The 21,925-nt window shown below is 64.7% G+C and carries 19 protein-coding genes; 2 read left to right on the top strand and 17 right to left on the bottom strand.

All coding sequences use genetic code 11. From position 1 onward, the window contains the following. Positions 1-28: 28 nt before the first annotated feature. Both D769_RS07840 and D769_RS07845 read right to left on the bottom strand, forming a co-directional pair. Complete coding sequence (locus D769_RS07840; protein WP_008643789.1) at positions 29-682, bottom strand: response regulator; 654 nt, start codon at positions 680-682, stop codon at positions 29-31. Continuing rightward, entirely contained in the window at positions 679-2,694 is a 2,016-nt protein-coding gene (locus tag D769_RS07845; RefSeq protein WP_085959060.1) for a type IV pili methyl-accepting chemotaxis transducer N-terminal domain-containing protein, read from the bottom strand. The genes D769_RS07840 and D769_RS07845 overlap by 4 nt, the downstream gene beginning before the upstream one ends. 252 nt (positions 2,695-2,946) lie before the next feature. Here D769_RS07845 and D769_RS07850 point away from each other — a divergent pair, with 252 nt between their 5' ends. Then, positions 2,947-3,393, top strand: a complete 447-nt coding sequence (locus D769_RS07850; protein ID WP_008643798.1) for a hemerythrin domain-containing protein — start codon at positions 2,947-2,949, stop codon at positions 3,391-3,393. Between the two features lie 16 nt (positions 3,394-3,409). Then, positions 3,410-4,744: a hypothetical protein gene (locus D769_RS07855; RefSeq protein ID WP_008643801.1), complete on the top strand. Its 1,335-nt coding sequence runs from the start codon at positions 3,410-3,412 to the stop codon at positions 4,742-4,744. A 3-nt stretch (positions 4,745-4,747) separates the two neighbouring features. On the opposite strand, the gene D769_RS07860 is transcribed toward D769_RS07855, so the two are convergent. From D769_RS07860 to argA, 15 genes are all read right to left on the bottom strand, one after another. After that, the gene (locus tag D769_RS07860; RefSeq protein WP_008643802.1) at positions 4,748-5,929 is read right to left on the bottom strand and encodes a nitronate monooxygenase family protein; all 1,182 of its coding nucleotides are present in this window, start codon (positions 5,927-5,929) and stop codon (positions 4,748-4,750) included. A gap of 118 nt (positions 5,930-6,047) precedes the next feature. Continuing rightward, positions 6,048-7,013, bottom strand: a complete 966-nt coding sequence (locus D769_RS07865; RefSeq protein ID WP_008643804.1) for a radical SAM/SPASM domain-containing protein — start codon at positions 7,011-7,013, stop codon at positions 6,048-6,050. A 2-nt stretch (positions 7,014-7,015) separates the two neighbouring features. After that, positions 7,016-7,507 carry an AsnC family transcriptional regulator gene (locus D769_RS07870; protein WP_008643805.1) on the bottom strand — a complete coding sequence of 164 codons (492 nt, stop codon included), beginning with the start codon at positions 7,505-7,507 and terminating at the stop codon, positions 7,016-7,018. Continuing rightward, positions 7,504-7,953, bottom strand: a complete 450-nt coding sequence (locus D769_RS07875; protein ID WP_008643806.1) for an AsnC family transcriptional regulator — start codon at positions 7,951-7,953, stop codon at positions 7,504-7,506. Before D769_RS07875 ends, D769_RS07870 begins: the two co-directional genes overlap by 4 nt. A 2-nt stretch (positions 7,954-7,955) precedes the next feature. Then, on the bottom strand, positions 7,956-9,128 hold the full coding sequence (locus tag D769_RS07880) for a cytochrome D1 domain-containing protein (RefSeq protein ID WP_008643807.1): 1,173 nt from the start codon (positions 9,126-9,128) through the stop codon (positions 7,956-7,958). Next, complete coding sequence (locus D769_RS07885; protein ID WP_085959061.1) at positions 9,128-9,439, bottom strand: cytochrome c; 312 nt, start codon at positions 9,437-9,439, stop codon at positions 9,128-9,130. The genes D769_RS07880 and D769_RS07885 overlap by 1 nt, the downstream gene beginning before the upstream one ends. Before the next feature lie 80 nt (positions 9,440-9,519). Beyond that, entirely contained in the window at positions 9,520-10,254 is a 735-nt protein-coding gene (locus tag D769_RS07890) for a carbonic anhydrase (protein ID WP_008643809.1), read from the bottom strand. Positions 10,255-10,266: 12 nt separating this feature from the next. Further along, positions 10,267-10,950, bottom strand: a complete 684-nt coding sequence (gene narI / locus D769_RS07895) for a respiratory nitrate reductase subunit gamma (RefSeq protein ID WP_008643810.1) — start codon at positions 10,948-10,950, stop codon at positions 10,267-10,269. Between the two features lie 37 nt (positions 10,951-10,987). After that, positions 10,988-11,647 (bottom strand): nitrate reductase molybdenum cofactor assembly chaperone, encoded by a 660-nt coding sequence (narJ, locus tag D769_RS07900; protein ID WP_008643812.1) that lies wholly within the window; start codon positions 11,645-11,647, stop codon positions 10,988-10,990. Between the two features lie 17 nt (positions 11,648-11,664). Then, positions 11,665-13,218, bottom strand: a complete 1,554-nt coding sequence (gene narH, locus D769_RS07905; RefSeq protein WP_008643816.1) for a nitrate reductase subunit beta — start codon at positions 13,216-13,218, stop codon at positions 11,665-11,667. After that, entirely contained in the window at positions 13,218-16,976 is a 3,759-nt protein-coding gene (locus D769_RS07910) for a nitrate reductase subunit alpha (RefSeq protein WP_008643819.1), read from the bottom strand. Before D769_RS07910 ends, narH begins: the two co-directional genes overlap by 1 nt. 31 nt (positions 16,977-17,007) lie before the next feature. Further along, complete coding sequence (locus tag D769_RS07915; protein WP_008643820.1) at positions 17,008-18,390, bottom strand: NarK family nitrate/nitrite MFS transporter; 1,383 nt, start codon at positions 18,388-18,390, stop codon at positions 17,008-17,010. A gap of 36 nt (positions 18,391-18,426) precedes the next feature. After that, complete coding sequence (locus D769_RS07920) at positions 18,427-19,710, bottom strand: nitrate/nitrite transporter (RefSeq protein WP_008643822.1); 1,284 nt, start codon at positions 19,708-19,710, stop codon at positions 18,427-18,429. A gap of 264 nt (positions 19,711-19,974) precedes the next feature. After that, positions 19,975-20,250 (bottom strand): oxidative damage protection protein, encoded by a 276-nt coding sequence (locus tag D769_RS07925; protein WP_008643825.1) that lies wholly within the window; start codon positions 20,248-20,250, stop codon positions 19,975-19,977. A gap of 99 nt (positions 20,251-20,349) precedes the next feature. Continuing rightward, on the bottom strand, positions 20,350-21,786 hold the full coding sequence (gene argA, locus D769_RS07930; protein WP_008643826.1) for an amino-acid N-acetyltransferase: 1,437 nt from the start codon (positions 21,784-21,786) through the stop codon (positions 20,350-20,352). Positions 21,787-21,925: the final 139 nt, after the last annotated feature.

Genomic DNA, 21,925 nt, shown 5'->3' on the forward strand with positions numbered 1-21,925 from the left:
GCGCCAATGGCCCCCGGCTTCGATTGCCTCATGCGGTAAGCCCATGCTCCACGGCGTAGACGGCCACTTGCACGCGGCTGGCCAGATTGAGCTTTTTCAGAATGTTCTGCACGTGAATCTTGACCGTGCTCTCCGCCACGCCCAGCGCGCGCGCAATCATCTTGTTGCTTTCGCCGCGTACCAGTCCGCGCACAATGTCCCGCTCACGCGCCGTCAGAGGGGCCGCGTCGCCACGCTCTAGCAGGGCAGGTGCGGCCGCCGGAGCCTTGAATTGCTGCACGAGCTTGGCGGTCATCGTGTCGGAGATCACCGGCTCCCCTGCGGCAGCCCGCCGGATCGCGCTCGTCAGCGCTTCGGTCTCGATGTTCTTGATCAGGTAACCCCGCGCGCCGCTGCGCAGGGCGCTGGCCAGTTCTTCTCCTTCCTCGGATACCGTCAGCACAATCACCGCGCATTCCGGCAGATCCTCCGTCAGCAGTTGAAGGGCTTCGAGTCCTGACAGGCCGGGCATATTCAGGTCGAGCAGAATCACGTCCGGTCGATGCTGCTTGGCCCGCTTGATGCCTTCCACGCCATCGGCGGCTTCGTCGACCACTTCGAAATCGCTCTGCCGCTGCAGCAGCGCACGAACACCCGAGCGGAACAATGTGTGATCGTCGATCAGTAGGATACGGATGGTCATTGGGAAGACTCCTGCGCCGCCAGCAACTCGTCTGGCTGCGCCATGGTTTCGCCGCGCGGCAATGATAGGGCGACGCGGACGCCAGCCCCTGGGCGGGTGTCGATCGTCAGGGTCGAGCCAAGCCGCGATGCCCGTTCCTGCATGATGTGCAGACCGACGTGCGCGCTGTCCTGGCCGTCGAATTCGGAAGGATCGAATCCTTCGCCATCGTCCTGGACGACGAGTCGGAAGTCGCGCCCCTGCGTGAGCGAGATCGTGACATGCTCGGCCATCGCATGTTTGCGCACGTTCGACAACGCCTCCTGCAGGATGAACAGTACCTGTAGCTGCTGCTCCGGCTGCAGCGGCGGTCCGCTTCCTTCGATCGTCAATGTGGCGTCCGTGCGGCATTGACGGCGGAAGCGCGCGACGGTGTCCTCCACCGCTGGGCGCATGTCGCCCGTCGTCAGCCGGGAGCGGAAGTTGTGCAGCAGTTCGCGCACGTCCTGGTAACTTTCTTCCACGCCGTGTCGCAGCAGTGGCACGATCTCGCGCGTTTCCGCGTTGTCGTTCCGTTCCACCGCATCGCCGAGCAGTTGTACCTGAAGGTTCAGGAAATTCAGGCCTTGCGCGATGCTGTCGTGCAATCCTTGCGCCACCAGATTGCGCTCTTCGACGACCGCAAGCTGGCGCGCGCTGGCGGCAAGCCGCAGGTGCTCCAGTGCCGTGCCAAGGTGGCGGGCGAGGGTTTGGAGCAGTTGGCGATCGGAAGGTGGCAGTTCGCGCGGATTGCGGAAATGCAGCGTGAATGTGCCGAGCGTGCCGCGCGGAGAGTCGAGCCGGAACGCCGCCATGCCCGTGAAACCTTCGCGGCCACAGGGAGACTCCGGTGTTTCGGAGCCCTGACGCACGAACTGGCGCAGGTCCGTCACCGTAATCATGCCCGCTTCAGCTGCGGCCCCGCAGTGACAGTCATGGATCGCGCTACAGCGGCTGTTGTCCGCCAGTTCATCCGAAAGTCCCACTGATGCAAGTCGGTGGAGCTTCCCGTGCGTGGCATCGATCACACGAACGGTCCCGCCGTCGGCCTCGAACTGGCGCATCACGCGTTCCAGGAATCCGCGTGCCATCGCCTCGGCATCACTGGCCCGGTTGAGGAAGGCGGTCATGTCGTAGAGGGCTTCCAGATCCCGATTTTGCCGCGCCAACTCGGCAGTCTTGCTGTCCACGCGTGCCGCCAGATCCTGATAGAGCTCCTGCAGTTCGTCGGCCATGCGGTTGAAGCCGGCGTTCAGCGTGCCGAATTCATCACGTGTTGCGATGGGCAAGCGCAGCGAGAACTCGCGGGCAGCCATGCGCTGCAGGCCATCCTGCAGACGCAGCACGGGCAGAATGATCCAGAGGTAGAGCAGATAGATCACAGCGACCGTGCCAACGCACGCGATGATCGCAAGGCTTGCCTGAGAGAGTCGCAGCAGATCGGTTTTACGCGCGTTATCGCGTTCGATCAGCTTTACCAGACTGTCGGCCTCATTGACGAAAACCGGCAGGGCATCGATGTAGGCGTTTGCAGGCGTGGTGCTTGCGGTGGCCACCGCAAGCGGCTTCAGGCGCTGCTGCCAGTCCGCGACGACGAGGTCAAGCTTGGCCCGGATCGCGGGTTCGTCGGGCAGGAATAGCGGGCGGGCCGGATTGCCACGGCGCAACTGCGCGAGCGTGGCGTCCAGCGCCGCGACTTGCCCTGCCAGATCGTTGGGACTGCCGCTCTGGGCACGGGTCAGTTCAATGGCGACCCGGTTTGCGCGCATCCGCAGGCTTCCGGCGTCGTTGATGGCGGCACCGGCTCCTTCCAGCTTCCAGGAGAGATACAGCGTGCCTGAAATCATTCCCAGCACCACCATCAGTGACGCGAACGACAGCAGGATGATCCGCGTGGAAAGCCGGTGGCGCAATGGTGTCAGCCGGACCGCTTCCGGCACGTGGCCGTTGTCAGGCAAGGGGGCGGTGGTATCTGGAGTCGTAGGGGCTAGCATTGGGAAGGTGCGGCCCGGCGGGTGATATTGCAGGGTGATGCTGCAGTATGAGTGTGGGGACGGGCGGCCCTGCCGCGGATTGTGCCAGCGTGTGATGGTGGCTCTACTGCGCTAGATCAAGGAAGTTTTTGGTTTCAATATGCTTAGCGAGGCACGTGGTAAGTCAGCGAGTTTTGGTCCCGATCAAATCCATGTCGTTAACGTGGCCCTAGCATCGTTGCCATATCAAACCATGAGATCGGGAGAAGCGATATGTCCACGACGATCACCACGCTGGTGCGGCAACACCGTGATTGCGACGAAGCCATCGAGCAGGTTGAAGCCTGCGTGCGCGCGAAAGACTGGGATACCGCAGCCGGTGCATTTGCGCGCTTGGAATCCGCCCTGCAGGGCAATTTCAGTACCGAAGAACAGCGCTTGTTTCCGGCGTTCGAACAAGCTGTGGGGTTCAGCAATGGCCCCACCGCTGTGATGCGCCACGAACACGATGAGGTGCGTGGCTTGCTGGACAACGCGCGGGAATGGTTGGAGCTGAAGGATGTTGGCGCGCTGGCGGCGGAACTCGATACCCTGGTTGTCCTTCTGCAGCAGCACAACGTCAAGGAAGAAAATGTACTGTTTCCGATGTGTCAGGCCCAGGTGAAGGGGCTGGATACGCTGTTGGCGGATTTCGCGTCGGGACAAGCCGCTCACTCTTGAGACCTCGAGTCGTGCCATGGTGAAAGCCGTCAACCTCGACTACGCGAGCGCGCCGCGTCCCAGTCTGGTGTTTGGCTGCCTGATGCCTGCGCCCTGGCTGGGCGTGGTAGCTGGCTTGCTGCTGGTACTCGGCCCGGTCGATGCGCTGCCTGATCGCTTCGCGCCATTGGCATTGGCGGCCGTCCACGCACTGGCGCTAGGGATGTTGTTGCCGGTCATGCTCGGCGCCTTGTTCCAGATGATGCCGGTCGTTGCGGGGGTATCCGTTCCGTTCGCGGGCTTGGTGTCACCATTCGTCGCCGTAGCAGGAGCCGGGACCGCCGCCGCGCTCGCGGCCGGATTCCTTGGTAGCGGCGCCACGGCATTTCGCTGGGCCGTCGCGACCGGCGGGACGTTCCTGACGCTCGTAGGCCTCTTGTTGCTGGCGGCGGGCTTCAGGGTCGCCGCAGTCGATGCAACCACGCGGACGTTGGCATGGATCGGCGCCCCGTTGATCGTTACGGCACTGGGCGGTGCGGCGCTGGCTGGCCTGTTCGGTGGAATGTGGACGGTGGCGCCGGAACAGGTGCTGGCGCTGCATGTCGCGTGGGGGCTGGGCGGCTGGCTGGCGGCGCTGGTGAGCGGCGTAGCCACCACCGTACTACCGATGTTCTGGCAGACGGAGCGTTTGCCGTCCTGGCTCGAACGCTGTTTGCCTTACGGGCATTGGCTACTGCTGCTGGTATTCAGCATCGTCGTGATTGCGCGGCCAGGCGCGGCGGTTGAGCGATTCGCGCTCGTGCCCTGGCTGCTGTTCGCCATGGTGCTCGGCGCCTGCGCATTGAAGGCCGCATGGCGCGCGAGGCGGCGACATGACCCTCAATGGGTGCTTTGGCCTGTGTCCGCCCTGAGCCTGCTGCTGGCTGCATTGCTGACGACTGCCAGCGCTCTGGCGCCGAATCAGATGCCGGCTGCAGCGCAGTGGTGCATCGGCGTGCTGGCGCTGATTGGCGGTGGGGTGCTGCCCGTGAACGCGATGCTGGGCAAGATCGTGCCATTTCTCGTCTGGTTGCATCTACGCCGGCTGTTGCCGCCACGCGCGCGCGTCCCGGCGATGCAGGTGATCATCTCGCCGGACAGTCAGAAGAGGCAGGGGTGGATGGTGCTGGCGGCATTCCTGGTGCTACTGGCCGTGCCGCTGGCGCCGGGGTTGCTGGCGAAGGTTGGCGGTGTACTGTTCGCCATCACGAACGGATGGCTGGGCGTGCAGTTGTTGCGTGCCTTGCGCTGTATGCGCGTCATGCGCAAACAGGGTGGGCTGCCGCCACGGGTGGCGGCAGCTGTGGCGGAACATGGCGTCCCGCCGAACTGAGCATCAGGCCATGCTGACGGCGCGGGCGGTATCTTCCGTCAGATCCGCCGGCTTCTCGCCTGTCAGCAGATAGTGCATCAGGTCCGCAACCGGACGGATCGCCTCGCCGAAGGGTAGCGTGCCCTTGCCACGGAAGAACAGACCACGCTCCACATCGCCGCGCACTGCCTGCGCCAGCTTGAGATCGATGCAGAACTGGCCGATACGGGCGATACCATCTCGCAGGCCACAGGCCTGCAGGCAATCGAATCCTTCCAGACAATCGCGCGTTTTCGCGCGGCGCTGCAAGCGGCTCTCTGTTGACAGGTACTTCGCCAGCCAGGGCGTCAGCACGGCACGGGCGGGCAGACCGGCTACGCTGGTGAATTCGCGCAACGTTTCCGGGCGCGCCGTGGCCAGTACGTGCTTGAAGGCTGGATGCGCGTCGGATTCCTCTGTGACGGCGAAGGCGGTGCCGACCTGCACCGCGGCAGCGCCTTTGTCGAGCCAATGCCGGATCTTGGTGTGGTTGTTCATGCCGCCGGCAAGAATCAGCGGGATGCTGCCCCACGTCAGGCCCAGCGTCTTGAACAACTCGCGGCACTCGTCCAGTACACGGTCGAACGAAAAGCGGTCGTCGCCAATATCCTCGATGGCTGACGCACCGAGGTGGCCACCCGCATGGGCGGGATGCTCGACCACGATGGCGTCCGGCAGTCGGCCTTTCTTCATCCAGCGGCGGATCACCAGCCCGATGCCGCGCGATTCCGAGAGGATCGGAATCAACGCAACTTTCGGGTGGTCGGCGGCGAGATCGGGCAGGTCCAGCGGTAGGCCGGCACCCATGACGATCGCGTCGGCGCCGCTCTCGCAAGCCTGGCGAACCAGTTGCGCGTGCGAGCCGACGGCCTTCATCACGTTCACGGCGATCAGGCCGCGTCCTTCCGAGAGTTCGCGCGCGGCGCGGATTTCGCGGTCCAGCGCCACCAGGTTGGCGGCCTCGATGCGTGCCTTGTCACGCGTACCGGCGGTTTGGGCCATCAGGTCGGGATGATGGTGGCGCAAGTCGATACTGGCAATGGTGCCAACGCCGTTCTGACTGGCAACGGTTCCCGCCAGCCTGTGCGCCGAAATGCCGATGCCCATGCCGCCCTGCACGATCGGCAGCAATCGCCGGCCGGCCAGCGTCAACCAATGCTCTGTCATGTTGAGTTCACCTTGTATGCGTAGTAGTGACGGGCAAGCGTGGCACAGGCTCCGTGTCCCACTCTTGTCGAATATCAAAGTAGATGCTGGCGCGTGCGATCGGCGTAGCTCTGGGGAACTACGCGTGGATCAAGCGTTGCTCGGCGATGTCGCTGAACGGTCGTTCGCGTACATTGCCGCACGTTTCATCGAGCCGGGCCGAGCCCCGATGGACGTGGCCGAGCGCATCGATCAGAAGGATGCCAGCGCCCTTGGCCTTGCTGGCGCACGCGATACGCTCGCGAATGGCCGCCAGATGGTGTGGCACGCGTGTTGAGGCCCAATGCAGCAGATAGGCGCTGCTGGCCGCGTGCTGGCTGGTGACGAAGTCGCCTGCATTGCCTTTCTGCGCTCGCATCCACACATAATCGAACAGCCACTCGAGCGAAGCACGCGTCATGTCACGAAGTGATGTGTTCTGGGTGGAGTCGTGCGCGCAGTCCGCAGGGCAGGGCTGAGAGAGGTGAAACCTGTCGATACGCTCGCTGTCCGCCAGGGCCACCACCGCGGGCAACTCCGCCGCGTTCATCGGGCTCAGTGCAATGCGCATCCCGACTCTCAGGTGGGCGTTGCGGGCAGCGCGCAGGCCGCGCAAGGCACGTTGGTAGGCGTGGCGGGAGCGTTGCACATGGTTGTGCGTGTACTGCAGACCATCAATCTGGATACCGACGTAGTCGAGACCATAGGCGGCCAGCTTGACGGCGTTCATGCCTGTCAGGCGGCTACCGTCGGTGGACAGCAGCACAGTGAGGTCCAGCTCGCGGGCCCGGGCGATGATTTTGAAGAAATCGGAGCGTGCCATCGGATCGCTGCCGGAGAGGATCAGCGAGCGGACCCGGGCGAGATGGAGTTGCTCGAGCAACGCCAGGGCCTCGGTGGTATCGAGTTCGGTGCCGGTGCCGGTGCCGGTGCCGGCCGTGGACGGGTCGGGCGCGCACGGATGCCAGATGACAACGGGGCTTTCATCATTCCGGCGATCGCGGGGCAGTGCGGAGGTTGGCGCGCCGTCACACAGCGCTTCCATGAATCGGGACACGCGGAGCATGATCAGACGTTTCCTGTGGCTGGCAGCCGAAGACCGGTTTTTTTGAGGATCCGGGTCGACCAGAGTACGTCGTGGGCCCGGCAGGCATCACCCAGCAACGCTGCGATCCGGGCGACGAGTTCCTGTGCTTCCTCCCGCGTATGCGCGTGGACCATCGCGAACAGGTTGTACGGCCAATCCGGGGCGTGGCGCGTGCGGCGGTAGCAGTGACTCACGAACGGCAGCGCGCCAACGCGTTCGCCGAGCGTGTCGATATGCATGTCGTCAACGTCCCAAACGGTCATGCCGTTGGCCCGCCAACCCAGCAAGTAGTGATTGGGCACCGCGCCGATGCGGCGCAAGGTGCCAAGTGTCAGCATGGCCTGCAGCCGCGCAATGACCTCGCTTTCGTCGATGCCGAGCGACGCGCCGATGGCGGCAAAGGGTTCAGGCACGAGTGGCAGCCCTTGTTGCGTGGCGCGAATCAGTGCGAGGTCGAGCGAATCGTGGGTCATGTCGGGAGATGGAGGTGCACGAAGTACTCGCGTTCCTTTGGAAACGGCAGGATCTTCACGCCCGCGGCCACCTCGATGCGTTCCAGGGTGGGGGTGACATCCTCCGCGCGCGCGACAGCCAGCACGAACCAAAGGTTCAGATGATGTGTGCGCTCGTAGTTGTGGGCGACTTCGGGAAAGGCATTGATGGCTTCGATCACGGCTTCCAGGCGATCGACGGGGGCATGGCATGCGCAGAGCATGAAACGCCCCCCAACGCGCTCGACCTGGTACATCGGCCCGAACCGGGTCAGGATTCCCGCATCCAGCAGCGCCTGCAGCCGGCCAAGCAACGTGCCCTCGTTGATGCCGAGCGACTGCGCCGCGTCGGCGTAGGGCCGAGGCGTAATAGGCAGTCCAAGCTGCAAGGCGTCGATGATGCGGCGGTCCAGGTCGTCCAGCGTCATGGTCACATCCCGAAGCGCTGCGCGCGCGAGGTGAAGAAGATGCCGCTTGGATGGTCCGCCGGCAGCGTGGTCAACGGCTCGTAGGTAGTCGTGTCGTAGACCACCACGCGATTGTCGTCGCGGCACGACAGCCAGACTGCCTCGCCTTTGGGCGTGAACTCCATGTGCAGCACGCCACGGCAAGGCTTGAGCGTGCGCACGACCTTCCGGGTGGCTGTGTCGATGACCTGGACGGTTTCGTTGTTCGGGAACGCGAAGTTCACCCAGACCTGTCGTCCGTCCGGCTGCGCCATCACGAACACCGGCTGGCCCGCAACTTCCACGCGTCCGGCTTCCTGCCAGGCGTTGGCGGTATCCGCGATGAGCACTTCATGACGCCCGATGGCGGGCAGCCAGGCCTTGCCCTGCGCCATGGCCCAGCCGCGCAGGTGCGGCATCTTGTAGACGGGCAGCGGCGCGGAGCCACGTCCGTAGCCGGACAGGACATGCCGCGCGGCAGGCGGGGTTTGCCACAGGTCCACCAGCGCCAGGCCATCTTCCCCGAATAGTCCCGCCAGATACCAGCGGCCGTCCGGCGTTACCAGCCCGTCATAAGGCTGCTTGCCTGCCGGCAGCTTGGTGACTTTGGGGTGGCGCGGATCGGCCACGTCGATGATCCAGATCTCGCCTGCGTCGAACAGGCTCGCCGCCAGCCGCTTGCCGGGCAGGTCGGCCAGACCGACAACCTTCGAGCGTCGCCCGTCCGGGCCGATGGCGGGGATGTCGGCGAGCGGTTCGAGCGTGGCGGCATCGAACAACCGGATGCCACCGGGCTCGTAATTCTGCGCGGCCACCACGCGGCCATCCTGGGTAATGGCGCCGCCGATGCTGTTGCCTGCCTGGATGGTACGGTGGGTCACCTTGGCATTCAGCAGGTCCACGCGGGTCAGGCCACCGTCACGGCCGAAGACGTAGGCGTATCGGCCGTCTCGCGCGAAGACCACGCTGGCGTGCGACAGGTCACCGAAGCCATCGATGGTGGCCAGTCGGGTCATGCCCGAGGTTTCCACGACCTGGATGCGACCGGCTGCGCGCTCGACCACGACGCCCATATCGCCAGTGCCACGTACTGCGGTGGCGCAGCCGGTGAGCAGCACGCTCAGTGCCAGCACGACGGGAAGTGCGGTGCGGCGCATCATGGTTTCGGTACGGCGGGCACGTGCCCGGATTGGAGTCGATCGATCAGCCATCGTGCTTCGTCCTGTGTCATGAATGGTTGCCACGGCGGCATGGCGGTTCCCGGCCTGCCCTGAAGCACCGTGGCGACGAGTCCGTCGCGCGGTTTGTCGGCCAGCGCCGCAGCCGTCAGCGGTGATCCGAGCCCTCCCTGCAGCGTCATGCCATGACAGGCGCCGCAGTCATCGCGCAGCAGGCGGAAAAGCTCGGCTTGTCTGGCAGGCGCCGGGGTGGCCGCGGGTGGTTCGGCGGCGATAGCCGTGGCGGTCATACACGAAAGGATGGGAATGCAGATCCAGCGCAGGGTTGGCATGGGGTCGCCAGCGAGTGGGGCAAATGCCGACATCATTATTAAGAACCCAGTATTTCGGCTTGACCGCTGTCAATGCTGGGGCGATTCGGTGGTTGACGATGCGGGCGCGCCTCCAGTGTGAGAGGGCAGACCAGCGGCAGGAAATCGTCTGCCCGTTCCGAGTAGGCCAGCAACGCGCCCGCCTGGAGGTCGAAGTACCAGCCATGCAGCGTGAGCGCACCGCGCTCGCAGGCCTCGCGGACGAACGGAAAACTCTCGAGATTGCGCAGTGACACCAGGATCGCTGCCTGTTCGCATGCGCGCTGCCGTTCAGCGGGACTGGCGTTGGGCAGCGTCTGCTCGACCATGCGCCGGGCAGGGCCTGCAATGCGGACCCAGGGCCCGATGAAGTCCTGCGGCGCGTTCGTAGCGGCGTCTTGCGGATGGGCCAGCAACGCACGGATGCCGCCACATCCAGCGTGGCCCATCACGATGATTCGGGCCACATGCAGCTGCTCCACGGCGAACTGGATCGCCGCCGAGACACCGTGGAGCCGCCCGCTGGCGCCATCCCCGCACGGCGGTACGAGGTTGGCGACGTTGCGTACCGTGAACAGCTCTCCCGGATCGCAGCCGAGCAGCAGGCCCGGGTCCACGCGCGAATCGCTACAGCCGATCAGCAGCGTCTGGGGATTCTGACCCGTGCGCAGGGCATCGAAGAGTTCCGGCCTGGCCTCGAAGTAGCGCCGCTGGAACCGTTCGAAGCCCTTGAGCAGACGTTCGATCTCGTGCATGGGGACACGGCCTTACCGGCCCCGGACGAGTTGCCAGGCGCGTCCCAGGTAGGTCACCGAGGCAAAGCCGCTCCAGACGTGCACCAGTCGCGTGAACGGGAAGATCGCGAACAGCGAGATGCCCATGAACAGGTGCGCCTTGAACAGCAGCGGGGCCTCGGCCACATAGCTGGCCGCATCCGCGCGCAGCGTGACGATGTGCTGTGCCCAGGTCATCAGTTGCACCATCATGTGGCCGTCCATATGGCTGGCCGACTCGAAGATCGTCGACAGACCCAGCAGCAGCGTGACCAGCAGCCACAGCAGCAGGACCTTGTCACCGAAACGCGTGACGGCGGACACGCGTGCGTTGGTCAGGCGGCGATGCAGCAGGATCAGCAGGCCGGCCAGGCACATCGTGCCCATGACGCCACCGGCGCTCATGGCGATGGCCTGCTTGAGGCCATGCGACACGCCAAGCGTGTCCCACACCGCGACCGGTGTCAGCAGGCCGACGAGATGGCCGAAGAACAGGCCAAGGATGCCCACGTGGAACAGGATGTTGCCCGTGCGCAGGTTACCGCGATAGAGCATCTGCGAACTGTCCGACTTCCAGGTGTACTGCTCGCGCTCGAAGCGTGCCAGGCTGCCGAACAGGAAGATGGCGGCTGCGATGTAGGGATAGATCCCGAAGATAAATTGATGGACCAGGTTCATGGTAGTGGCTCTGGTTGGTTCCTTGTAATGGACGGGCTCACGGGCGAGGGGACGGCGCGGCGCGCTTATGGAAGGTGATCACGTCGATGGCTGGTTTCACGCCCAGCAGCGGTTCCACGCCATCGGCGCCGGGGCCGAACGTTTCCATGGCTTCATCCATGTCACGCACCGGAGGATCCTGCTGCGCGACGGGCTGCACGTCGGTCAGCGTGCGCAGCACCCTGAAGACGGCGGCATATGGACTTTCCTTGCGGGCCAGGCGGTCGCCGATGGCGGCCAGCACGTGGATCGCGTCACCGAGCAACTGCTCCGCGCGCTCTTCCTTGCCATCCAGCGACAACGCGCCGAGATACTCCAGGAACAGCGGCACGTAGTCGGGAAGTTCGGTCTCCAGCGGCTCGAAGCCGTCACGACGGTACTCGTCGATCAGGTCGACCATGGCCTGGCCACGGTCGCGGCTTTCGCCATGCACATGCTCGAACAGATGCAGCGAGTGGGACGGGCTGCGATCGAACGTGGCGACGTAGTTTTCCTGCAGCTCGATCAGCGGGCGGCTGCGCAGCTCGTCGAGCAGCGGCGCCAGCATGTTCCGCGCCTGCGGCCATTCGACCAGCGCGAGGTTGGCTTCCTCGAGGCTGTCGAGCCATTCCTGTTCGGGGTAGCAGAGCAGGGTGCTGAGTACCTGATGAATGGGCATGTTTCGAACTCCTTCCTTTAACCGGTGATGGCCTTGCGGCGCGAGCGCGGCAAGTCGGCGTACGACACTTCTGGCTTGGGCTTCTTCGTGCCGAACAGCGAGCCGTCCGACGTGCCACCCGAGCAGCCGTTGCCGAAGCTGAAACCGCAGCTTCCCTTCTCGTCGAAGCTGTCTTCCGCCATTTCCTTGTGGGACGACGGCACGACGAAGCGGTCCTCGTAGTTGGCGATGGCCATGATCTGGTACATGTCCTCGACCTGCGCGGGCGTCAGCCCCACCTGTTCGAGCACGGCCAGGTCCTGCAGGCCGTCCACCGATTCAGAGCGCTTGTATGCGCGCATCGCCAGCATGCGTTCCAGCGCGGACAGCACCGGATTCACATCGCCTGCGGTCAGCAGGTTTGCGAGGTACTTGACCGGAATGCGCAGGCTCTTCACGTCCGGGATCACGCCGTTCATGCCCATGAAGCCCGATTCCGCGGCCGATTGGATCGGCGAGAGCGGCGGGATGTACCAGACCATCGGCAGCGTGCGGTATTCCGGGTGCAGCGGGAAGGCCACCTTCCACTCGCAGGCCATCTTGTAGACCGGCGACTTGACCGCGGCGTCCAGCCAGCTTTGCGGGATGCCCTGACGCAGCGCCTCGGCCTGGATCTTCGGATCGTGCGGATCGAGGAAGACGTCGAGTTGCGACTGGTACAGATCGCGCTCGTCAGCCACTGACGCGGCCTGCTCGATGCGGTCGGCGTCATAGAGCATCACCCCGAGATAGCGGATGCGGCCCACGCAGGTTTCCGAGCAGACCGTCGGTTGCCCGGCCTCGATACGCGGATAGCAGAACACGCACTTCTCGGCCTTGCCGGTCTGCCAGTTGAAGTAGATCTTCTTGTACGGGCAGCCCGACACGCACATGCGCCAGCCGCGGCACTTGTCCTGATCGACCAGCACGATGCCGTCTTCCTCGCGCTTGTAGACCGAGCCGGAGGGGCAGGACGCCACGCAGGTCGGGTTCAGGCAGTGCTCGCATAGGCGCGGCAAATACATCATGAAGGTGTTCTCGAACGTCGAGTACATGTCCTTCTGGATGTCTTCAAACAGCTTGTCGCGGCTGCGCTGGTCGAACTCGCCCCCGAGGTCGTCTTCCCAGTTCGGACCCCATTCGATCTTCTCCATCTTCTTGCCGGTGATCGCCGATACGGGACGCGCCGTGGGCGGCGTCTGCATCAGCGGGGCATTCTGGAGATGCTCGTAGTCGAAGGTGAACGGCTCGTAGTAGTCGTCGATCTGCGGCAGGTTCGGGTTGGCGAAGATGTTCGCCAGGATCTTCGCCTTGCCGCCCTGACGGGGCGTGAGGCTGCCGTCGGCATTGCGCTTCCAGCCGCCTTGCCACTTGTCCTGGTTCTCCCATTCCTTTGGGAAGCCGACACCGGGCTTGGTCTCGACGTTGTTGAACCATGCGTACTCGACACCTTCACGGCTTGTCCATACGTTCTTGCACGTCACGGAGCAGGTGTGGCAGCCGATGCACTTGTCGAGGTTCAGCACCATGGCTACCTGGGCACGAATCTTCATTACCTTGCTCCTTCGATCTTTTCTGCTTCGTTTGCAGAGGTACGTTCTTCTCGTAGCGGCTGGTCGAGCCAGTCCACCTTGTTCATCTTGCGCAGGATCACGAACTCGTCGCGGTTGCTGCCGACGGTGCCGTAGTAGTTGAAGCCGTAAGCCAGTTGCGCGTAGCCGCCGATCATGTGCGTGGGCTTGGTCACCGCGCGGGTGACCGAGTTATGGATACCGCCGCGCATACCGCTGGTCTCGGCCCCAGGCACGTTCACGATCTTTTCCTGGGCGTGGTACATCAGGCACATCCCTTGCGGAACGCGCTGCGATACGACCACCCGCGCCGTCAGCGTGCCGTTGACGTTGAAGACCTCGACCCAGTCGTTGTCGCGAATGCCGTTGGCCTTGGCTTCCACTTCCGAGATCCACACGTGCGGGCCACCGCGCGACAGCGTCAGCATCCGCAGGTTGTCGGAGTACGTGGAGTGGATGCCCCACTTCTGGTGCGGGGTGATCCAGTTCAGCACCAGTTCGGGGTTGCCGTTCGGCTTCTTGCCGAGCATCGGGCTGATCGTCTTGGTGTCGATCGCCGGCTTGTACACGCACGCGCCTTCGCCGAAGTCGAGCATCCAGCGGTGATCCTGGTAGAACTGCTGACGGCCCGTCAGCGTGCGCCATGGAATCAGCTCGTGCACGTTGGTATAGCCGGCGTTGTAGCTGACTTCCTCGGACTCGAGTCCTGACCACGTCGGCGCCGAGATGATCTTGCGCGGCTGGGCCTGCACGTCGCGGAAGCGGATCTTGTCGTGCTCGCGGCCGACAGCCAGGTGCGTGTGGTCGCGGCCGGTGATCTTCGACAGCGCGTCCCAGGCCTTGACGGCCACGTGGCCGTTGGTTTCGGGCGCGAACGTCAGGATCATCTCCGCGGCGTCAATCGCGGTTTCCAGGCGCGGACGGCCCTGGCTGACGCCCGGCTCGGTCACCGTCTTGCTCAGGTGGCCGATCTCGTGCACTTCGTGCTCGGTGTTCCAGTTGATGCCCTTGCCGCCGTTGCCAAGCTTGTCGAGCAGCGGGCCGATCGACGTGAACTTCTTGTAGATGTCGTGATAGTTGCGTTCCACCACGGTCATCGACGGTGCGGTCTTGCCCGGGATGAGGTCGCACTCGCCGTGCTTCCAGTCCTTCGGCTCGAACGGCTGGCCCAGTTCGCCCGGGGTGTCGTGCAGCAGCGGGGTGCAGACCAGATCCTCGCGTGTGCCAAGGTACGGGCCGGCAATCTCGCTGAATGTTTTCGCGATCGCCTTGTAGATTTCCCAGTCCGTCTTGCTTTCCCAGAGCGGCTGCACGGCTTCCGAGAGCGGGTGGATGAACGGGTGCATGTCGGACGTGTTCAGGTCGTCCTTTTCGTACCACGTGGCCGTCGGCAGCACGATGTCGCCGTAGAGGCAGGTGGTGCTCATGCGGAAGTCGAGCACGGTCAGCAGGTCGAGCTTGCCTTCGGCGGCCGGCCGAACTGTGACTTCGCTGGGCTTGATCGCATCGTTCTCATCGCCGAACACGGCGTTCTGCGTGCCGAGCAGGTACTTGAGGAAGTACTCGTGGCCCTTGCCGGAGCTGCCGAGAATATTCGAGCGCCACACAAACATGTTGCGCGGGAAGTTGGCGGGATTGTCAGGGTCGTCGCAGGCGAACTGCAGCTTGCCGGACTTCAGTTGCTCCACGGTATCCGCGATCGGGTCCTTGCCGGCGGCGCGGGCCTCGGCCACCACATCGAGCGGGTTCCGGCCCAGTTGCGGCGCGGAAGGCAACCAGCCCATCCGTTCGGACTTGGCGTTCAGGTCGAGCAGCGACAGCTTGTCGTAGCGCGCGCGGTCGGCAGTCGGCGCGAGGATTTCGTCGACACCGAGCTTCTCGTGACGCCACTGGCTGGTGTGGTTGTAGAAGAACGACGTGCCGTTCATATGGCGCGGCGGGCGCGACCAGTCCAGCCCGAACGCCAGCGGCGCCCAGCCGAACTGCGGCCGCAGCTTTTCCTGACCGACGTAGTGCGCCCAGCCGCCACCGCTCTTGCCGATGCAGCCGCACATCATCAACAGGTTGATGATGCCGCGGTAGATCATGTCGTTGTGGTACCAGTGATTCAGCGCGGCGCCAACGATGACCATGCTCTTGCCCTGCGTGCGGTCGGCGTTGTCGGCGAACTCGCGGGCGACCTGGATGACGAGCTTACGCGGCACGGACGTGTGCTTTTCCTGCCAGGCAGGGGTGTAGGGCACATCGTCGTCGTACGACGTGGCGACGTTCGGGCCGCCAAGGCCCTGGTCGACGCCGTAGTTGGCCATCTGCAGGTCATAGACGGTGGCCACGTGAACCGTGGTGCCGTCGGCCAGCGTCAGGCGGCGCGTGGGCACGCGCCGCCTGAGCAGGGCATCGTGCTCGCCGCCGAAGTACGGGAAGCCGACTTCGACCACTTCATCCTCATGACCGATCAGCGACAGACGCTGGTCGATCTCGCGGCCACTGCCGCCATCCTTCATCTCGAGGTTCCAGCGGCCGACCTTCGCGCCGTTATCGTGGGCGGCTTCGCCCCAGCGGAAGCCGATCGAACCATTCGGCGCGACGATTTCGCCCGTGGCGTCGTCGATCGCCAGCGTTTTCCATTCGGGATGGTTCGCCTGGTCGAGATTGCCGTCCAGGTGCGAAGCGCGGAGGAAGTGATCGGGCACCAGCGTGCCGTCCTGCTCGCGCAGCAGCACCAGCAGCGGCATGTCGGTGTACTGCTTCACATAGTCGCGGAAGTAGGCCGACTTGCCGGTGGCGTGGAACTCCTTGAGCACCACGTGGCCCATGGCCATCGCCAGGGCGGCATCGGTACCTTGCTTTGGCGCGAGCCAGATGTCACCGAACTTGACCATTTCGCCGAAGTCCGAAGACACGGCCACGGTCTTGGTGCCCTTGTAGCGCACCTCGGTGTAGAAGTGGGCATCAGGCGTGCGCGTCTGCGGCACGTTCGAGCCCCACACCATCAGGTAGGTGCTGTTGTACCAGTCGGCGGATTCCGGCACGTCGGTCTGCTCGCCCCAGATCTGCGGGCTGGCCGGCGGCAGGTCGCAGTACCAGTCGTAGAAGGACAGGCAGGCGCCGCCGATCAGGCTCAGGTAGCGCGCGCCGGCGGCGTACGACACCATCGACATGGCCGGAATCGGCGAGAAGCCGATCACGCGGTCGGGGCCATACTGCTTGATCGTGTAGGCATTGGCCGCCGCGATGATCTCGGTGGCAGTCTGCCAGTCCGCGCGGACGAAGCCGCCCTGGCCGCGCACGCTCTTGTAGCGGCGGGCCTTCTCCGGGTTCTGGCTGATCGATTCCCAGGCGGAAATCGGATCCATCGTCTTGCGGGCCTCGCGCCACATTTCCATCAGGCGGCCGCGAATCATGGGGTACTTCACCCGCTGCGCGGAGTAGACGTACCAGCTGTACGACGCGCCACGCGGGCAGCCGCGCGGTTCATGGTTGGGCAGATCGGGGCGCGTGCGCGGATAGTCGGTCTGCTGGGTTTCCCAGGTAATCAGGCCGTTTTTGACGTAGACCTTCCACGAGCAGGAACCGGTGCAGTTGACGCCGTGCGTCGAGCGCACGATCTTGTCGTGCTGCCAGCGGCTGCGGTACGTGTTTTCCCACTTGCGGTCCTCGTTGACCACCGCGCCGTGTCCGTCCGAGTAGGTGGACTTCACGCGCGACAGGAACTTCAGTCGATCGAGAAAGTGACTCATTTTGTAGGGTTCTCCTGTGGGGTTCGTTCTGTCAGCACGGCATTGCGGCGTTGCGGCGGGCGTAGAACCACCACGTCACGAGCACACAGGTCACGTAGAAGACGATGAAGCAGTAGAGCGCGGCAAGGGGCGAACCAGTCAGGTCCAGCGAGGTGCCGAAGCTCTTGGGGATGAAGAAGCCGCCGTAGGCGCCGATCGCACCCGAGAAGCCGAGCACGGCGGCCGATTCCTTGCCGGCGTCCTGCACGGCCTGCCGCTGCGAGGCGGCGTCCTTGCCGGCCGCGCGCTGGCGCTCCGTCAGGAAGATCACGGGGATCATGCGGAACGTCGAACCGTTGCCGATGCCGGTCAGGGCGAACAGCACGATGAATGCGCCGAGGAAGGCGGGGAAGCTGCCCGCGCCGCCATCGGCAGGCAAGGCGGCCAGCACGGCGCAGACTGCGAAGATCATGCCGATGAAGGTCCAGAGCGTGACGCGGGCACCGCCGAGCCTGTCCGAGATCCAGCCACCAACCGGGCGGGTCAGTGCGCCGACGAGCGGTCCGAGGAAGGCGTAGGCCGTCGGGTTGACACCGGGGAACTGCGACTTGGTCAGCAGCGCCAGGCCGGCCGAGAAGCCGATGAACGAGCCGAACGTGCCGATATAGAGCCAGCACATCAGCCAGTTGTGCTTGCGTGTGAAGATCACGGCCTGTTCGGCGAACGATGCGCGCGCGTCGGCGATGTCGTGCATGCCGAACCATGCCGCCAGCGAGGCGACGATGATGAACGGCACCCAGATGAAGCCGGCGTTCTGCAGCCAGAGTTGTTGGGTGGCGTCGGCCGCCTTGTAGGTCTGCGGTTCACCGCCGAGCGCGCCGAACACGGCCACCGAAACCACCAGCGGCGTGACGAACTGCACCACGGAGACGCCCAGGTTGCCGATGCCGGCGTTCAGGCCGGTGGCCAGGCCCTTCTTTTCCTTCGGGAAGAAGAAGCTGATGTTGGCCATCGACGAACTGAAGTTCGCGCCGCCCAGGCCGCACAGCAGCGCCAGGATCAGCAGCGTGGGGTAGCTGGTGGACGGGTCGCGTAGCGCGAAGCCCATGCCCAGCGCCGGAATCAGCAGCAGCGCCGTGGAGATGGCCGTGAAACGGCGGCCGCCGAAGATCGGCACCAGGAACGAGTAAAAGATGCGCAGCGTGGCGCCGGACAGCGCGGGCAGTGCGGTCAGCCAGAAGAGCTGGTTCTTGGTGAACTGGAAGCCGGCGCGGTCGAGGTTGACCGCCACCACGCTCCAGAGCATCCAGATCACGAACGCCAGCATCAGCGCGGGGATCGAAATCCAGAGGTTGCGGTAGGCGATGCGCTCGCCCTGGTCGCGCCAGAAGGCCACGTTCTCGGGCTCCCAGCGGGTCAGTACGGAACTTGACATGATATGCAGTTAGGTTGGTTTGCGAGGAGACCGAACTCAGGCGGTTTGCAGGGTTTCGGGCGTCGGCCTGGCGTTTGCCGCGCGCTGGCTGTAGTGCATCCACACCAGACTCACGCAGACCGCGCCGTACATCAGCATGAAACAGCTGGTGCGGATGCCGGTCAGGTCGGCCAGTGCGCCGAACAGGATCGGGAGGATGAAGCCACCGAGGCCGCCGGCCAGACCGACTACGCCGGAGACCGCGCCGATGTTGTGTGTGAAATCGTTCGAGATGAACTTGAAGACAGAAGCCTTGCCGACCGCGAACGCGATACCGACCACGAACATCAGGATGGTGAACACCGTCGGCGAGAGCGCGATATGGAAGCTCTCCGGGCCGTTGGCGGTGTGGATCGTGAAGTCGCTCCTCGGGTAGCTGAGCAGGAAGAACGTGACCCAGCTGACCCACATGACCCACCACGTGGTGCGGTGCGCGCCGTAGCGGTCCGAGATCCAGCCGCCGATTGCTCGGAGCACGCCACCTGGCAGCGAGAAGCAGGCAGCGAGGAACGCGGCCGTCTTCATGTCGAAGCCGTACTCACCGATGTAGTACTTGGTCATCCACAGCGAGAGGCCAACGTAGCCGCCGAACACGACCGAGTAGTACTGCGAATAGCGCCAGACACGCGGATCACGCATGACGGCAAGTTGCGCACGCCAGCTGGTGGCCGACGAAACGCGGTGCGCGGGATTGCTGCGCGAGAACAGCCAGAACACGATGGCGGTGATCAGCATCGCCACCGAGTACACCTTCGGCACGATTTCCCAGGTGCCGGCGGCCAGGATCAGAGCGGGCGCGACGAACTTGGTCAAGGCGGCGCCCGAGTTGCCGGCACCGAAGATGCCCATGGCCAGGCCCTGGCGCGAGCGCGGGAACCAGCGGGCTACATACGGCGTGCCCACCGAGAATGAGCCGCCCGCCAGGCCGACGAACAGCCCGAGCACCAGCAGTTGCCACAGCGTATGCGCGTACGAGATCAGCCAGATGGGGATCACCGTCAGCAGCATCAGCACGAAGAACACGACGCGGCCGCCGTAGCGGTCCGTCCAGATGCCGAGCGGCACGCGGATCAGGGAGCCGCTCAGCACCGGCGTGGCTGCCAGCAGCCCGAACTCGGTGTCATTCAGGCCGAGTTCCTTCTTGAGCGGAATGCCGAGCACGGCAAACAGCATCCAGACGGCGAAACAGATCGTGAAGGCGAAAGTGCTGGACCAGAGCGTCGTCCAAGCACCGGAAGGGACGGGTTCTGGCTTGCTGGAGGGGAGGTTTGGGGTGGCCATGGCCGGGTTCCGAAGTCACTTTGGGGAGTGACGCCAGATTAGGCCTGTGGCGATTTGCCGACTATTCGCCGGGCGTAGAGGTAGGTGGGGGAGAGGCTATGCGGGACGGACTAGTCCGATCGGCATATGGACGGCGGGAAGTGATGGGGGAGTCGGCCAATTCCGGACCATGCGGTCGGTGAATCCCGGCAAAGCGGGATTCGACGTGGCGGCCGTTTCCCCCGGCTCCCCTCCCGCGGGCGGGAAAGGAGCGAGCGGCAGTGCTTAAGCCGCCGGCGGGGGCACGTAGCCTGCGGCCTGGTCGGCGCCGTCGCCGAAGAAGTACTTCTCGGTCTGCTTGATCAGGTACTGGCGCGCCCGCGGGTCGGCCATGTTCAGGCGGTTCTCGTTGATCAGCATGGTCTGATGCTTGAGCCAGCCGGCCCAGGCTTCCTTGGACACGTTTTGCCAGATCTTCTTGCCGAGATCGCCCGGCAGCGGGGGGAAGTCGAGGCCTTCGGCTTCCTTGTTCAGCTTGATGCAATGGACCGTGCGGGCCATGAGGGACTCCTTGTTCGTTTGGCCGCTATTGTAGCCAAGCTGGCCGGCCGGGCGGGAGTATCCGCCCATGCCCCTGCCGACCTTGTTGTTACTGCGGCGTCAGAGCTTCTTCATCAGGACCATCGACTTGCGCTGCCAGTTGTAGAGCTTGCGCTTGTCTTCGGGCAGATCGTCGACCGTGGCGTGGACGAACCCGCGCTTGAGGAACCAGTGTTCGGTGCGCGTGGTGAGCACGAACAGGCGTTCCAGGCCCAGCGCGCGGGCGCGGCGCTCGATTCGCTTGAGCAGCCGTTCGCCGTCGCCGGTGCCCTGGGCTTCCTGCGATACGGTCAGGCAGGCCATCTCGCCCATGTTCTCGCGCGGGAATTCGTAGAGCGCGGCGCAGCCGAACAGCACGCCGTCGTGCTCGATCACCGAGAACTTGTCGATGTCGCGCTCGATCAGATGGCGGCCACGGGGAACCAGCGTGCCATCGGCCTCGAGCGGGGCGATGAGCTGCAGGATGCCGCCGACGTCGTCGAGCGTGGCTTCACGCAGGCTTTCCAGGTCGCTGTCGGACAGCATGGTGCCCACGCCGTCGTGCAGGAACAGCTCCAGCAGTACCGAACCGTCCAGCGAGAACGGGATCAGGTGCGCGCGCGGCACGCCGCCCTTGAGCGCCTTGACCAGATGCTGGAGGTAGTACGCGACGTCGGGCGGCAGGTGGTTGTTCTGGAGCCGTTCCACGGCGGTGCGCAGCGACATTTCCTTCATCAGCTTGCCCACCTGGTCGGGCACGCCGGGTACCTCGGTGATGAAGATCAGCTTGTCCGCCTTGAGCGCGCTGGCCGTGGCACTGGCCACGTCCTCCATCGACAGGTTGAATGCCTGGCCGGTCGGCGAGAAGCCGAGCGGCGACAGCAGCACCACCTTGCCGTGCGATAGCGACATGCGCATCGAGTCGCCGTCGATCTTGCGGACCAGACCGGTGTGCTGATAGTCCACGCCATTGACGATGCCCACCGGGCGCGCGGTGATGAAGTTGCCCGACACCACGGAAAGCTGGGCGCCAGCCATCGGCGTGTTGGGCAGCCCCTGGCTGAACGCGGCCTCGATGTCGAGGCGCAGTTCGCCGGCGGCTTCCTTGGCGCATTCCAGCGCGGCGTTGTCGGTGATTCGGATGCCTTCCGCGTACTGCGACTGGACATTGCGCAGCGCGAGCTGTTCTTCCACCTGCGGTCGGGACCCGAACACCAGCACAATCTGCATGCCCATCGCGTGCAGCAGCGCCACGTCGTTGACCAGTCCGTTGAGCACCCCGGCCTTGACCAGTTCGCCGCTGAAGGCGATCACGAAGGTCTTGCCCCGGAAGGCATGGATATAGGGCGCGACCGATCGCAGCCAGTCGACGAACTGCTGCTGGTCCGGGCCGGCGGGCTCGGCAAGCTCCGTGGCGACGGGCGGCTTCTGGGTGTCGGGCGCGGCCTTTACGGGCAGCGGGAGCGGGGCGGAGGCAGGATCGGGGTCCTGCTGCGGGGAGTCGGTTCTGGCGTTCATGCGGCGGATTATAATCCCGGCCAATGTCAGCACAACGCCCCGCCAAACCTGTTCCGTCCCGGCCCGCCGAGGCCACGACTTCCCCGGTTCCTCCGAATCCCGCCAAGCGGCCGGCGGAGGCCGCCGCGCGCGCGCCTCG

The organism is Cupriavidus sp. HMR-1 (assembly GCF_000319775.1).
Classification (GTDB): domain Bacteria; phylum Pseudomonadota; class Gammaproteobacteria; order Burkholderiales; family Burkholderiaceae; genus Cupriavidus; species Cupriavidus metallidurans.

Coding starts and splice junctions, on each gene's coding strand:
- D769_RS07840 (WP_008643789.1), bottom strand. CDS start 682: ATGACCATCCGTATCCTACTGATCGACGATCACACATTGTTCCGCTCG.
- D769_RS07845 (WP_085959060.1), bottom strand. CDS start 2,694: ATGCTAGCCCCTACGACTCCAGATACCACCGCCCCCTTGCCTGACAAC.
- D769_RS07850 (WP_008643798.1), top strand. CDS start 2,947: ATGTCCACGACGATCACCACGCTGGTGCGGCAACACCGTGATTGCGAC.
- D769_RS07855 (WP_008643801.1), top strand. CDS start 3,410: ATGGTGAAAGCCGTCAACCTCGACTACGCGAGCGCGCCGCGTCCCAGT.
- D769_RS07860 (WP_008643802.1), bottom strand. CDS start 5,929: ATGACAGAGCATTGGTTGACGCTGGCCGGCCGGCGATTGCTGCCGATC.
- D769_RS07865 (WP_008643804.1), bottom strand. CDS start 7,013: ATGCTCCGCGTGTCCCGATTCATGGAAGCGCTGTGTGACGGCGCGCCA.
- D769_RS07870 (WP_008643805.1), bottom strand. CDS start 7,507: ATGACCCACGATTCGCTCGACCTCGCACTGATTCGCGCCACGCAACAA.
- D769_RS07875 (WP_008643806.1), bottom strand. CDS start 7,953: ATGACGCTGGACGACCTGGACCGCCGCATCATCGACGCCTTGCAGCTT.
- D769_RS07880 (WP_008643807.1), bottom strand. CDS start 9,128: ATGCGCCGCACCGCACTTCCCGTCGTGCTGGCACTGAGCGTGCTGCTC.
- D769_RS07885 (WP_085959061.1), bottom strand. CDS start 9,439: ATGACCGCCACGGCTATCGCCGCCGAACCACCCGCGGCCACCCCGGCG.
- D769_RS07890 (WP_008643809.1), bottom strand. CDS start 10,254: ATGCACGAGATCGAACGTCTGCTCAAGGGCTTCGAACGGTTCCAGCGG.
- narI (WP_008643810.1), bottom strand. CDS start 10,950: ATGAACCTGGTCCATCAATTTATCTTCGGGATCTATCCCTACATCGCA.
- narJ (WP_008643812.1), bottom strand. CDS start 11,647: ATGCCCATTCATCAGGTACTCAGCACCCTGCTCTGCTACCCCGAACAG.
- narH (WP_008643816.1), bottom strand. CDS start 13,218: ATGAAGATTCGTGCCCAGGTAGCCATGGTGCTGAACCTCGACAAGTGC.
- D769_RS07910 (WP_008643819.1), bottom strand. CDS start 16,976: ATGAGTCACTTTCTCGATCGACTGAAGTTCCTGTCGCGCGTGAAGTCC.
- D769_RS07915 (WP_008643820.1), bottom strand. CDS start 18,390: ATGTCAAGTTCCGTACTGACCCGCTGGGAGCCCGAGAACGTGGCCTTC.
- D769_RS07920 (WP_008643822.1), bottom strand. CDS start 19,710: ATGGCCACCCCAAACCTCCCCTCCAGCAAGCCAGAACCCGTCCCTTCC.
- D769_RS07925 (WP_008643825.1), bottom strand. CDS start 20,250: ATGGCCCGCACGGTCCATTGCATCAAGCTGAACAAGGAAGCCGAAGGC.
- argA (WP_008643826.1), bottom strand. CDS start 21,786: ATGAACGCCAGAACCGACTCCCCGCAGCAGGACCCCGATCCTGCCTCC.